The sequence below is a fragment of the uncultured Methanobrevibacter sp. genome, from assembly GCF_902764455.1.
GTDB lineage: Archaea > Methanobacteriota > Methanobacteria > Methanobacteriales > Methanobacteriaceae > Methanocatella.
This window is the reverse complement of sequence record NZ_CACWVY010000050.1, coordinates 1-12,891: the sequence shown is the minus strand read 5'-3', so window position 1 is coordinate 12,891 and position 12,891 is coordinate 1. Positions and strand designations below refer to the sequence as shown.

Sequence of the window (12,891 nt, the reverse complement as noted above, 5' to 3'; positions counted from 1 at the left end):
TTGTCTCAGGTTCCATCTCCGGGCTCTTGCTCTCACAACCCGTACCGATCAACGGCTTGGTAAGCCATTACCTAACCAACTACCTAATCGGCCGCAGACTCATCCTTAGGCGAAAAAACATTTAAACAAAAAACCATTACAGGAATAATTGCCTATCCAGTATTATCCCCAGTTTCCCAGGGTTATCCCGGTCCTAAGGGTAGATTATCCACGTGTTACTGAGCCGTACGCCGGCTTAATCGAATCCCAATAGCAGTAGCATCTGCCAGGATCAAACAGAATTGAACACATAACAGAACATAATAATAAGTATTATGAAGTACGCTAAAAAATAGACGAGTGTACACTAAAATTTGATATAAAAGTTTCTATAATCAAATTTCACCACATCTACAAAACTTACATCATACCCGAAAAAACTCAAGTACTCACAAAAGCACATTCATGATATTAAATAATATTAATATAATAAATATGATAAATTATAGCTACATGCGGAAAAGCAGTCATCATTGTCATAATTGAAAATTCAATAAAACTTAGACCAACGCCATAAAACATATAGCACAACTATTACAGAGACAAATAGTATTAACAAAATCAATTAAAAAATATTGCAAAATATATTATAATTTTAAAATAAAAATATATAATCCTATTTAATAAGAAATAAGTATTATTTTATATTAAAATTGTTTAAAAACTAATTATAATAAAAAATATAAATCAAATTTTTTAATTTTTAATTAGTACATCAACAAACAAATCAAGTATTACGAAAAATATTTTAAATAATACAATCAATTTTTTTATAACCCCAAACCCCTACCAACATAAATAATATTTAAAACTTTCTATCTAATTCAAATAATAATTACTTTATATATAGGTCAACTAAAAATATAATTGGTGATAAAATATGAAGTTCGGTATAGAATTCGTACCAAATCAACCTTTAGATGAAATTGTAAAATTAGTAAAATTAGCAGAAGATGTCGGTTTTGAATACGCTTGGATCACAGACCACTACAACAATAAAAACGTATACGAAACTTTAGCATTACTTGCAGCAAATACTGAAACCATTAAAATGGGTCCTGGTGTAACCAACCCATACGTAAGAAGCCCTGCAATTTCTGCTTCCGCAATCGCAACTATTGACGAAATTTCCAACGGAAGAGCTACCTTCGGTATTGGTCCTGGTGACAAAGCAACTTTCGATGCTTTAGGAATTGAATGGACTAAACCTGTATCAACTATTAAAGCAGCTATCGCTGATATTAACGCTTTATTAGCTGGTGACAAAACTGAAGGCGGAGCACAATTAGGTGGAGTAAAAGCTGTCCAAGAACACATTCCTGTGTACATGGGAGCACAAGGACCTAAAATGTTAGAAACCGCTGGAGAAATCGCTGATGGTGTATTAATTAACGCTTCCAACCCTAAAGATTATGAAGCAGCAATGCCTATGATCAAAAAAGGTCTTGAAGCAGCTGGAGACAAAACTTTCGATGTAGGTGCATACACTGCAACTTCAATCGGACCAGACTCTGACGCAGCTAAAAACGCAGCTAAAATTGTAGTTGCATTTATTGCAGCAGGTTCCCCACCTCCAGTTATTGAAAGACACGGATTACCTGATGGATTCAACACCCAAATGGGTGACTTCTTAGCTAAAGGTGACTTCGGTGGAGCTATTGGTGCTGTAACCGATGAAGCACTCGACGCATTTTCCGTATGTGGTACTCCTGATGAGTTCATCCCTAAAATTGAAGGCTTAGCTGAAATGGGTGTAACTCAATACGTAGCAGGATCCCCTGTTGGTAAAAACGTAGAAGAATCCATTAAATTATTAGGAGAAGTAATCGCAAGTTTCTAAACTTGCTAACTCCTTTCTTTTTTTATTTTTTTTAAAATTAACTTATATTAATGCAACTCTTTTTTTAAAATTCTATATCCTGTGAATATTATGAAATTCGGTGTTGGAATTATTCCGCAAGATAATACAGAAAAAACAATAGATTTAATAAAAATTGCTGAAGATTCCGGATTCGAATATGCCTGGATTTATCATAAAACCGATTTGAATTTATACTCTTTATTAAAGACTCTTTCTTTTGAAACTGAAAACATTAAAATAGGCCCTGGAGTGACCAATCCCTATATTAAAGATGTTAAAAATGCTGCATATGAAATAATCAATATAAATAACCTATCTGATAAAAGAGCAATATTCGGCATTGGTCCTGGAGAGCGCAAAATTATGGAACAGCTGAATAAACCCTGGACAAACCCTACATCCACACTTAAAAATTATATCGATGATCTGCATGAATCCTTTAAGAAAAAGAATTCCAATATTCCAATATATATTGAAGCACAAAGTCCCAAATTATTAGAAACAAGCGGACAAATTGCAAATGGATGTCTTATAAACGCATCACATCCAAAAGATTTTAAAGAATTATCAAAACATGTAGAAACTGGAAGGAATGCTTCCAACAATAAGGATGACTTTGATATAGCGGCTTATGCTGCAACTTCCATTGGAGAAGATACAATAACTGCCAAAAATGCAGCTAAAATTGTAGTTGCATTCATAATAGCAGGATCTGCGCCCCCAGTTCTTGAAAGACACAACATATCCCAAGAAACAAGAAAAAAAATTTATATTCAATTAAGTCAGGGCAATATAGGAAAGGCTCTTGGATTGATTGGAGATGACCTGATAGATATTTTTTCAGTTACCGGGACTTCTAAAGAAATTATACCTCGAATTGAATCATTGAAAGAAGAGAATGTGACTCAATTTGTAGTTAGTGCTCCATTTGGCAGAAATCATGAAGAATCTTTAAGGTTATTCAAGGATGTAATTGACAGTTTTTAACAATATTTTTATTATAAATCAAAACTAATAATATAATATTATATTTATTTATATTGCGGGTATTATAATGGAAATTGAAAATTTAACTAAAGATATAAGGCAAAGAGCTTTTGAGCGAAAAGAACCGAAAACTCCCGAACAGGTTGGGGCAAGCTGGTATAATGATGATTTAACATACGACGGTGTTGCAAAAACATTATTTATAATTTTACCGACCCCAGGTTGTGCATGGGCTCTTGGAGACAGTGGAGGATGTACAATGTGCAGCTACGTTTCAGACTGTACACTTGAACCTATTGATACTGACACTATTTTAAGAATATTCAACGACCACTTATCAAGACATCCTATTAGCGAAGAAGAAAAGATTTCCGTAAAACTATTTGCATCCGGAAGTTTTTTAAATCCTTATGAACTTCCAAAAGATGCTCGTGATGAAATTTTAAAAACTCTAATGGGATTAGGAAATGTTACTGAAATAATCGTTGAGTCAAGGCCAGAATATGTAAAAGAGGAAGTTTTAGATGAAATCTTTGAAATCATTGGAGATACACTCTTTGAAGTAAGTATAGGCCTTGAAACATCAAATGATTATACAAGACTTAAAAAAATTAATAAAGGATTTACCCGTGATGATTTTGAAAATGCAGTAAAAGTAATGCAAAATCTTAAAAATACAAAAGGATACAATCTAAAAGCAAAAGCATATATCTTCGTTAAACCTATTTTAGTATCTGAAGCGCAAGCCATAGAAGAAGCAGTAGAAACAGCAAGATACTGTGATTCAATTGATGTCGACAGACTTTCATTTTGTCCTGCAACAATACACAGCGGTACCGTAATTGAAAGATTCTGGAGAAAGGGAGCATATCAGCCTCCATGGATCTGGTCATGTGTTGAAATCATCAACACAGTGCGTGACGAATTGGACATTCCTGCACTTCTTGATACATCCGGATTCGGTTCAAGAAGAGGCCCATACAACTGTAAAAAATGTAATAAAGATTTAAAACATATGATTATAGCCAACAATCTGACTCAGACTAAAATAGAATATGATTGCGAGTGCAGACAAGAATGGTTAGCTGAAATAAATAATTCCAATATGAATAGCTCAACCGTTGAGATTAAACATATCCCATTATATTAATATATATTAAAATAGTAATTATTACTAGGAGGAAAAAATGAAAACCAAATTTGTTAGTTTGCTGGCCATAATTCTTGGATTAATTATTATCCTGTTTCCAGTATTTGGACTTGTTGGAGCTAGTTCCCTGATTGGTTTATCCGTATTGTTAATGTCAATTTATCTGCTTGTAGTTGGAGTAAGCATAATCGATTATAACAGTTCAGGAGCAATCCTTGATTTGATTTTAGGAATGATATTGTTATTCATGAGTATTGGTTTGATATTCAATCCGGCATTGCTCGGATTCCTAACCCAAATCACATTATATCTTGCAGGAATAATGTTAATTATAGTATCTTTAGTATCTTTAATTAACAACCGCATGTCAAGATTTGGTTTTTATGTAGGTATAGCCGGAATTATTCTTGGTCTATTATACATAGTTATTGGAACTTACGTTTCAAATCCGATTATTCTTGGTACATTAATAGGAATATGGTTAGTGATAAACGGTGTTTTAAAACTAATGGATAATTAAATTATCCTATTTTCTTTTTTTGGTGTTTATATTGATTGGTATTAGTGCAGATTTTGACCCCGTTCATAAAGGTCATGAAAAATTAATTAAGGAAGCTTGCAGGCTAGCTCAAAGAGAAAATAAAAAAGTAGTGGTTTACCTGAACAAAGGTTTCAGTGCAAATCATGCTCCATTTTTTGTCAATTTTGATGCAAGACGAGACATGGCATTGGCTCTTGGAGCTGATGAAGTAAGAAGTTTTGAAGGACTTCATCACAGACTGGTTTTATCATACAGCGTTCCTATTAGACTAAAACAGATGATTGATGACGGTGTAACAGACTACATTACCTCAGCAAGCATTTCACTTGATGAAATCAAATCAAAAGCACAGAAATTTATTGATGAGGGCAATTTTGTCGGAATGCCAAAAAGTTACACCAACAGAAATGAAATAAGATGGTATGCAATAAATGAGTTTTTAGGCGGAAAACTGAACTATCACGTTATTAAAGAATTCAGCAAGGACAAATACTCAGGCAGATTAATTCGCCAATCCATTATTGATAATGACCTTGAAATTACAGCAGATATTGAAAAACTGCTACCAAAAACAAGTGTTGAGATTCTGCAGCGCGAAATTGACGCAGGCAGGGTTCCGGGAGATAGAAACTGGAAAGACATCTATAAGCGTATGAATACATATTCAAGAGGCAATCTTGAAAAAATAGCTTATCTTAATGGAAACACCATAAATGAGATAATAAAAAGAAGAGTTTATAGAGACCCTGAATCTATTTGGGCCGCTTTTAGAAGATCAAATTATGGTCCTGTAATGACAAGACTTGCCATCAGTTCAATTGAAATGGAAGTTACAAAAAAAGAAGTAATGGACTTGATGAAAAGCTATGAGGCACAGGGAGTAATACCTGATAACCAGAAGGTTCAAAAAGTAATTGACAGAGCATGGTATGTTGCAAGCGAGTCTGAAAAAGGTGTAAGCGCACGTGAAGCCAATGACATATTTAGAAGCGAGAATATAAATGTCGATGCTCCATTATCATTAGAGGCCGGACTCAATTTGACAAAATTTGAAACAAAAATTACAAAAGAAGGCATCAAAACCGATTTATATGTTGACAAAAACGGCAAGATTTCAGTTCAGTTCAAAAGTGAAGGCAAGAAAATAAAAACAAATCTGAGACTTCCAGCAGTTGAAGTAACCTATTTAAGGTATATTATGGATTCTCATTTTATTCCAGTTACCGGAAGTATAAAAAAAGCTAAAAAAGGATTTAAAGTTAAAGTAATTATTGGTTAAGTTTTTTTAATGCTGCCTTAACCATTATCAATTCATTTCCATCAAAATAATCAATTATTTCTTCCAATTCTTCTGATTTTCTTTTGGAATTTTTTAATGTGTTTTCAATTCTTGAAAGTGACTTTTCCTTAAAATCATCACCCTCAGTCAGTGCCAATGTTTCAAAAAACTCGTCATCAAGACCGCAGTTTCTGGAAATTTCATATGATTCAATCAAAAGAGCAGATAGAGATTTTGTATAAGAACTTCTAAGCATTTTTAAAATAGCTGCATCACCTACATTATCACTGATTTTTCTGGTTTTGAGAAAGTCATTAAAAAACAACAGTTCATCAGCCCTTTTTCCTGAAAGATATAAAATAGGATTTTCACTGTCGATTTTGCCTATTATAGCACCATCAATAAGGTTACTGACATATTGATTCATTTCCAATGTTGTATCGGGTGAAATATTATTCAAATCCAGATATATTCCATCAACATATTTTCCATATTCTTTTGCAACGGCCAAAGCTGATTTCGGCGAAGTTGCTGAAATTAAAATATCCGATTTGACAGCCACCTCTTTAAATGTATTCAAAACCTGAATATTTTCCTGTTCTATTCTTTTGCAGGTTTCGCCAGACCTTTTTTCACAAGATGTTATAAATTGAATATCCTCTGATTTGATTAACTTTAAAAGATTTTTAGAAACCCTGCCAAAACCTATTAAACCAATAATCATTAAATCACTTTAATCATTTCTTGAAAAGAAGCATGTCATGTAAATTGACCCCTATGTCTTTTGATATGGTGCCGCATTTTGAACATAATAAAAAGTAAATTTCCTTTTCAGACAAATCTATCTCAGTTAAACCTTCATAATTTCCCATTCCTTTTGAAATTATAAATCTGTGGGCATCAAAGATTTTTCTAAACTCATCTGAAATTTCACTATCCACATAACCTACAGTTCCCGCACCTATCTCGACAATTTCGCCAAATTCGTCAAGACCTGCATCAAGTGCTTCTTCCATGCAGGCATCGTTTAAGATAGGTTCTGATTTAACTGCTATTGTAATATTCAAACCGTATTCCTTTATTTTAGCAAGAAGTAACTTGTCAAAAACTATTTCACCGGTATTGTCCACCAGATACAATACATTATCATTTGTCTTGAGGGATTCTTCAAACTCTTCAATATCCTTAATAACCAAATCTTTTTTCAAGGAATCCTTAATGACGCTTTCGATATCATCATCCAATGTGAATGCACCAAAATCCAAAATATTGCCTATGATTGCAATTTTAACATAGTTTTCCAGACTGTCATCATTTTCAAGTATCTTTTTGACGTCCGGCAAATATTTTAAAGCAATTTCATTACCTTCAATCTTCTCTTTATGATAAGGGTCTCTGCAGCCTGTTTTCTGTTTAATCATATTATGCATTGCAGAGCCTGTGCTGTTTGAATTGGCTCCTAATTTAAAGTTATCATGTAAAAATTCAAAGATATCTTCCATCAGTTCCATTTTAAGCAATTCATCGCCAGTGGATAAATCCATAGCTTCTCTGGCCTGTCTTAAAAAACAAGGCCCACATTCATAACTTATCTTCACCTAACCACCGTAAATAATTTGAACCAATTGTATTTCATCATTATCTTCAATTACAGTATCCTCAATGACCAAATCTCCATTCTGTTTAGATACTATTGTCTGAGGAGACAAATCTAAATCATCAAGTAAATCCTTAATGGTATAATTTTCATTTGGCAATTCCCTTTTTTCGTTTAAATCTTTATATTTTAATGTAAATGACATATTATCACAATCCGAACTCTTCTAAAAATGAACATGCTTTACATAATTCATTGGCGGAAGGTTCACCGCACCTGACACATCTTCCATGCTCATATTCCTTTTTGATATCCTCTTTTAAATTGTTCTTAATTTTATCATAACCTCTTAAAGTGGAGTATTTGATTGTAGGGTGCTTTTCTGCAAGCTGATTAATGACTTCTGAAACTTCCCCCCTGAATGACTGCATTGCATATGGACAGCTGTCAAAGTGAACTTCAAGTTCCTTTGCAACCACATACAAACCTATCTCTCTTTCAGGTATTTCCCGAAGAGGCTTAATCTTAACTGTAAATTCTTCAGCTTTGGATTCTGTTTTTGCACCTAATTTAGTTAGATTATCTGTATTTCCTTCAAGATAGTTCATCATTATAGCCTGAACTTCATCATCCAAATTATGTCCGGTAGCAATTTTGGTAGCTCCCATTTCACGTGCGGCCTTGTTGATTATGGTTCTTCTGAATACTCCGCAGTAGGTACATGATCCCTTATGATCATCCCGTTGCATGATTTCGTCTAATGTAATGCCGTAATCTTCTTTTAGGGAAACTATCTTATGTTCAATGCCTAATCTTTTAGCATGGCGAATAGCTATATCAACACCGTCCTGGCGATAATTGGCTATTCCTTCATCGACAGTAACGGCACAGATATCTATAATATTTCTTTGGCGGAAACTGTCCAATATTTCCAAAGTAGTTACACTGTCCTTTCCTCCTGAAAGTGCAACCAATACCTTGTCTCCTTTATCAAGCAGTTTTTCTTTTTTAACTGTTCTGATTACTTTTTTTTCAATAGATTCAATGAAACAGTCCTTACATAAAACTTGTCCTGACTGTTCCTTTTTAATAATGACTTTAGGATTACCGCATTTACTACATTGCATATTTATTACCTACATCTGTTCTACAAATCTTGCCAGCTGGTTTAAGGTGTTTACTTCAAATACATGTGCTCCGGCATCTTCATATAATGACACGCAACTGTCCACAACATCCCATTTGTTCTTATCTTCCGGATTCAATATTATTACCTTTTTTGAATCTCTTACCATTTCTTCAACAACACCTACACTGGCAGGAATACCATTCACTTTCGGACCGGACCAGTCCCTGCAGTCCGATAAGATAATTACATAAGACTTATTGTTTATATTGGCCATATCCTGAAATTTAGTGAAAGCAGAGTACATATCTGATGTACCGTGAACCATCATGTTTTTTACACGCATGTCCTTAACTTTTACAAAGGAATCAATTAGATATTCTTCCTTTAAAGCCTGCGTGGTTTCAATGACCTTGTTGTCAAATTCAAAAGTTCTGGATTTTTTAAATGCAGTCTGTGCTGAAAACATGAGCATGAAAAACCAGCTGCTGATCCATTCACATGACCCGCTGATATCATTCAGGAATAAATGTTCATTTTTGTGAGGTCTCGGTTTTGCTTTTACAAGCTCTAAGGGGACTCCACCATATTTTAAGTTAGCTCTTATGGTTCTTCTCATGTCAATCCTATTGGAGCTGGACTTGACCTTTCTTCTTGAACGTTTATTTGCTATTCTTTTACCAAGCCTTTGACAGATTTCAAGCATTCTAGGATCAAATCTGTTCAATTTTGTCAAGTCTTTATTCATCAGCTCCCCATCTCTTTCAAGCTGTTTTACTTCTTCCAGGAGAGGCTGGCCTGACAACATTTTTAACTTTTCATTGGTGATTTTTTCTTTTTGGATTTTTTGATAGGCATTATTTTGCTTTTTGATAATATATTTATTGGATTTTGGACCTTTACCTCGATAGGCTTTGCTCTGGTTTGGCATGTCTTTAGGTTTTTCTACCTTTTCAACCTTGAAAATCTTTTCAAAAATCTTGTTGAATTTAGGAATATCATACCTGTCCTTAACATAGACCGCCATTAAAGCGGTTTTTAAAAGTTGCCTGTCCTCCTCACCCAAATCCTGGTAAATCTGCACAGCAGACTGAGTGCTTCTAATACTTACAGGCAGCCCTTCGTCCCTTAGCTGTGAAGACAGATTAGCAATTTTAGCAATCATTTTATCTTTTGTTTAAAACATCTTTAATAACTCTTTTTTTATCACTTTCGGTCTTAATAGCAACACCAATACTGCTTTCAAGTGATTCATCGAGATTTTTAGTTCCCAAATTAGAAACTGATTTAACCCAGTCCACAGTACCCCTGACAGAAGGTTTTTTCATTAAGTTAAGATTACGGATAGTGTGAACCAGTTTAACAACAGTTGAGACAACTTCATCATCAGCATCAGGCAGTTTTGATTTGACGATTTCAATTTCTCTTTCAACTGTAGGGTATGGAATATATAAAAACAGACATCTGTCCTTGGTTTCATCAAGAAGAGATCTTTGAGAGTTGGATGTCAGTATAACAATCAAGTCATTTTGAAGCTGGAATGTCCCCAAATCATTGATTGTTATTTCCTGTTCGCCTAATGCCTGGAGCAGGAAACTTTCAACTTCCTCATCTGCCTTATCTATTTCATCTATTAACAATACAGAATTATTTTCATTTAAAAATGCATTAAGAAGAGGTCTTTGAATGAAATATTGCTCATCAAATATCTTTTCTTCACTGTTTTCATCATGCCTTGCAGCTTCCAGGTGCAATAACTGCTTTTGATAATTCCATTCACCAACGATTTGTTCAAAAGTAATTCCTTCATAACATTGAATTCTGAAAAAATCCCTTTCAAATGCTTTTGCAATTACTTTTGCAAGCTCTGTTTTACCCACACCAGGAGGTCCTTCAATAAGCATTGGCTTTCCGAGTAAAAATGACAAATATACTGTAGTGGAGATTTCATTATTTGAAACATACTCAGCATCTAAAAGCAATTTGTCAATGTCCTTAATAGTAATATTTTCTGTTTGCAAAATCTAACCTTCCAAAAATTGTTACTAAAATAAGTTATATTCTAATCAATATAAAGTTTTGTAATTAGTTATATATTAATATGACAAATAATAATAAATTGAATAGGAGGAAAAAAATATGGAAAAAGATAATGCAATTATCATTATACTGTTGATTCTTATTGTGCTCAGTGCAGGTGCATATATAGTAATTGGCGGCATTGGTCTTACATTTAAACATGATACAACAGACAATGCAACATTGAATACAACCCATGTAAATAAGACTTTAAATAAAACAAACACTTCTACAAGTCAGACACATGACACAGGAATATATGCTCCGGATTCATCACAAAGCAGCAGTAGCAGCAGTAGTAGTGGTGTAAGTAGTAGTAGCAGTGATGGAGGATATTCTTATCAGAGTTCCTCAGAAAGTGTAAGTCAAGATACTTCAACTTACAGTGAATCAAGTTCCCAATCCAGCCAGCAGGCAGGACAAGCTGAAGGAACTTCATCCCAGGATTTTGACTGAAAACTAATTTTTAAACTCGTCAGGATTTTTGAACAATTCAAAATCCTGAACATAATCTTTTCCCGTTATCATTGCTATTTCAGCTTTCTGTAGTTCGGAACCCAAATATGCGGCATGTTCCATTCTACTGACTAATTTTTTTGAAATTATTTCTTCATATACTTCTTTTGCAGATTGACCGACAATAACTAAATCGGGCTTATTCTTTATAAAATGAGTTGCAGTAATTCTACTGTCTGCAACAGTAGTCCCATAATCAACATTAATTTTAAAACTTCCGGCTTTGTCTTTTATAAATTTAAACGGATGCTTTTGCCGAGTTTGTTCAACACCATCCAATTCATTTAAAATTACATCGTTTCTTTTATGTTTATCTTTAAATGCAACCAGATTAATTCCTAAATCCTTTGGAATGGATTTTCTGTGTTTTGCAAGAAACATCATCTTTGAAGCTGTGGACAGTTCATAAACACTTCCCCTGGTTTTTCCACTTTCTTCAGGAGTGAACAATATGCTTACCCCCAGTTCCATACCGATTCCTGCTAAAAGTACATTAACACCACCTGAATCCGCATCCATCAGCTCAGTTACGTTACCCACTCCAAAAAACATTGGAGCAGGATTTGTCTTGTGAAACTCATTGCATGCAATTATAGACTCGACAATACTGGAACTGTTTACAGGATCCAGAATCAAATCAGCGACATATCTTAAGCCTTCAGTATCCTTAATTAACTGATGCATTGCTTCAACTCTTTCAGCAGGAGATTTTGGAGATTTTCCCTGTGAGAAATTAGTCGGCAATAATACAGCAGGAATATCCTTTTCCTTTAATATTTCCTGAACTTCGGAATTGTTACCCAAATCAAGACTCAAAACAAAGTCAATTCCATTTTCGGCAGCAACTTTAATTTCATTAGCGTTTAAAGTGTCTATGCTTAACGGCCTGTCTCCAACAATAGGTCGCAGAGTTTCAATTAGTTCAGGTATCTTATCTGAAAAATCTTCACCTGCAGCCATTCCAATATCAATCATATCCGCTCCGGAATCAACAAAATATTGACATTTATTAATTAAAGCCTCCTTTGATAGGAATGGAGCATTTGCAATTTCAGATAAGACTCTCATTGGGAAATCTTCACCGACAGGAAGGTTTTTAATCAGAATATTATTTGGTTTTTCAAGAAGTTTCTTAATATTTTCCTCATCATTTTCAAATTCTTCAATGAACTTGAAAGCCTCTTTACGTTTTTCTTCTTCAATAAGTTTATCAGCAGGCTTTTCTTCAGACAGTTCAATGGTGTCAAGCAAGTTTAAAACCATTGCCAAATCAGCACCATCAGTTGACCCTTTAAAAGTTGGAATTCCAAGCTCTTTGGTAATTTCTTTTGTTCCTTTTTTAATTAAACCTGGAACCAAAATCATATCGATTTCATCCAATTGATCAGAAAAGCAAGCTTTAACTTCTTTTATAATTAGTCTTGGAGTTAAAAATGCTGCTACCTGAGTATTATCAACAATATGTACAATTATGTCTTGTTTTGAGTCTGAAACCACATCTTTGATTAAAGGATATGCCAACTCCCCTGTCATTATTAAAACTTTCATAAACTTCCAACCAAATTTTTTATATTAAATATTATTATTTATTCATTATATTAATTTTTTTAAAAATAATCAATGCTGTCAAGCTAAGATTTTTTGATTTTTTAAAAGCTGTCTTGGATATTTGATTTGCATTTTTTATGATAATATTTCTTTTTATCTCTTTCTTCA

The 12,891-nt window shown here is 33.8% G+C and carries 13 protein-coding genes and 1 rRNA gene; 6 read left to right on the top strand and 8 right to left on the bottom strand.

The genetic code is table 11. From position 1 onward, the window contains the following. Positions 1–282, bottom strand: a 16S ribosomal RNA gene (locus tag QZU75_RS11480); the annotation flags it as partial. A 637-nt stretch (positions 283–919) separates the two neighbouring features. Here QZU75_RS11480 and mer point away from each other — a divergent pair. From mer to QZU75_RS11455, 5 genes are all read left to right on the top strand, one after another. Next, on the top strand, positions 920–1,879 hold the full coding sequence (gene mer / locus QZU75_RS11475) for a 5,10-methylenetetrahydromethanopterin reductase (RefSeq protein ID WP_296883879.1): 960 nt from the start codon (positions 920–922) through the stop codon (positions 1,877–1,879). A gap of 90 nt (positions 1,880–1,969) precedes the next feature. Further along, positions 1,970–2,887 (top strand): LLM class flavin-dependent oxidoreductase, encoded by a 918-nt coding sequence (locus tag QZU75_RS11470; RefSeq protein WP_296883877.1) that lies wholly within the window; start codon positions 1,970–1,972, stop codon positions 2,885–2,887. A 67-nt stretch (positions 2,888–2,954) separates the two neighbouring features. Further along, positions 2,955–4,037, top strand: coding sequence for an archaeosine biosynthesis radical SAM protein RaSEA (locus QZU75_RS11465; RefSeq protein WP_296883875.1), 1,083 nt, complete (start codon positions 2,955–2,957; stop codon positions 4,035–4,037). 37 nt (positions 4,038–4,074) lie between these two features. Then, positions 4,075–4,557 (top strand): DUF308 domain-containing protein, encoded by a 483-nt coding sequence (locus QZU75_RS11460; protein ID WP_296883874.1) that lies wholly within the window; start codon positions 4,075–4,077, stop codon positions 4,555–4,557. 22 nt (positions 4,558–4,579) lie between these two features. Continuing rightward, positions 4,580–5,857, top strand: coding sequence for a cytidyltransferase (locus QZU75_RS11455; protein WP_296883871.1), 1,278 nt, complete (start codon positions 4,580–4,582; stop codon positions 5,855–5,857). On the opposite strand, the gene QZU75_RS11450 is transcribed toward QZU75_RS11455, so the two are convergent. The 6 genes from QZU75_RS11450 to QZU75_RS11425 are packed head-to-tail and all read right to left on the bottom strand — an operon-like array spanning position 5,847 to position 10,601. Next, entirely contained in the window at positions 5,847–6,581 is a 735-nt protein-coding gene (locus QZU75_RS11450; protein ID WP_296883870.1) for an NAD(P)-dependent oxidoreductase, read from the bottom strand. The two genes, QZU75_RS11455 and QZU75_RS11450, sit on opposite strands and share 11 nt — an antisense overlap. A 13-nt stretch (positions 6,582–6,594) precedes the next feature. Beyond that, positions 6,595–7,455, bottom strand: a complete 861-nt coding sequence (locus QZU75_RS11445; RefSeq protein WP_296883868.1) for a DUF89 domain-containing protein — start codon at positions 7,453–7,455, stop codon at positions 6,595–6,597. Beyond that, the gene (locus QZU75_RS11440) at positions 7,456–7,659 is read right to left on the bottom strand and encodes a MoaD/ThiS family protein (protein ID WP_296883866.1); all 204 of its coding nucleotides are present in this window, start codon (positions 7,657–7,659) and stop codon (positions 7,456–7,458) included. It lies immediately after the preceding gene. Between the two features lie 4 nt (positions 7,660–7,663). Continuing rightward, positions 7,664–8,581 (bottom strand): TIGR00269 family protein, encoded by a 918-nt coding sequence (locus QZU75_RS11435; protein ID WP_296883865.1) that lies wholly within the window; start codon positions 8,579–8,581, stop codon positions 7,664–7,666. A 9-nt stretch (positions 8,582–8,590) separates the two neighbouring features. Then, positions 8,591–9,745: a VWA domain-containing protein gene (locus QZU75_RS11430; RefSeq protein ID WP_296883863.1), complete on the bottom strand. Its 1,155-nt coding sequence runs from the start codon at positions 9,743–9,745 to the stop codon at positions 8,591–8,593. A 1-nt stretch (position 9,746) separates the two neighbouring features. Continuing rightward, positions 9,747–10,601 (bottom strand): MoxR family ATPase, encoded by an 855-nt coding sequence (locus tag QZU75_RS11425; RefSeq protein ID WP_296883861.1) that lies wholly within the window; start codon positions 10,599–10,601, stop codon positions 9,747–9,749. A 118-nt stretch (positions 10,602–10,719) separates the two neighbouring features. Here QZU75_RS11425 and QZU75_RS11420 point away from each other — a divergent pair, with 118 nt between their 5' ends. Further along, positions 10,720–11,115: a hypothetical protein gene (locus tag QZU75_RS11420; RefSeq protein ID WP_296883860.1), complete on the top strand. Its 396-nt coding sequence runs from the start codon at positions 10,720–10,722 to the stop codon at positions 11,113–11,115. A 3-nt stretch (positions 11,116–11,118) separates the two neighbouring features. On the opposite strand, the gene QZU75_RS11415 is transcribed toward QZU75_RS11420, so the two are convergent. Next, the gene (locus QZU75_RS11415; RefSeq protein ID WP_296883859.1) at positions 11,119–12,723 is read right to left on the bottom strand and encodes a dihydropteroate synthase-like protein; all 1,605 of its coding nucleotides are present in this window, start codon (positions 12,721–12,723) and stop codon (positions 11,119–11,121) included. Between the last annotated feature and the right edge of the window lie 168 nt (positions 12,724–12,891).

What these genes read in the sequence shown, in the direction of transcription:
- mer (WP_296883879.1), top strand. Translation starts at nt 920, where the DNA reads ATGAAGTTCGGTATAGAATTCGTACCAAATCAACCTTTAGATGAAATT.
- QZU75_RS11465 (WP_296883875.1), top strand. Translation starts at nt 2,955, where the DNA reads ATGGAAATTGAAAATTTAACTAAAGATATAAGGCAAAGAGCTTTTGAG.
- QZU75_RS11430 (WP_296883863.1), bottom strand. Translation starts at nt 9,745, where the DNA reads ATGATTGCTAAAATTGCTAATCTGTCTTCACAGCTAAGGGACGAAGGG.
- QZU75_RS11470 (WP_296883877.1), top strand. Translation starts at nt 1,970, where the DNA reads ATGAAATTCGGTGTTGGAATTATTCCGCAAGATAATACAGAAAAAACA.
- QZU75_RS11460 (WP_296883874.1), top strand. Translation starts at nt 4,075, where the DNA reads ATGAAAACCAAATTTGTTAGTTTGCTGGCCATAATTCTTGGATTAATT.
- QZU75_RS11435 (WP_296883865.1), bottom strand. Translation starts at nt 8,581, where the DNA reads ATGCAATGTAGTAAATGCGGTAATCCTAAAGTCATTATTAAAAAGGAA.
- QZU75_RS11450 (WP_296883870.1), bottom strand. Translation starts at nt 6,581, where the DNA reads ATGATTATTGGTTTAATAGGTTTTGGCAGGGTTTCTAAAAATCTTTTA.
- QZU75_RS11420 (WP_296883860.1), top strand. Translation starts at nt 10,720, where the DNA reads ATGGAAAAAGATAATGCAATTATCATTATACTGTTGATTCTTATTGTG.
- QZU75_RS11415 (WP_296883859.1), bottom strand. Translation starts at nt 12,723, where the DNA reads ATGAAAGTTTTAATAATGACAGGGGAGTTGGCATATCCTTTAATCAAA.
- QZU75_RS11440 (WP_296883866.1), bottom strand. Translation starts at nt 7,659, where the DNA reads ATGTCATTTACATTAAAATATAAAGATTTAAACGAAAAAAGGGAATTG.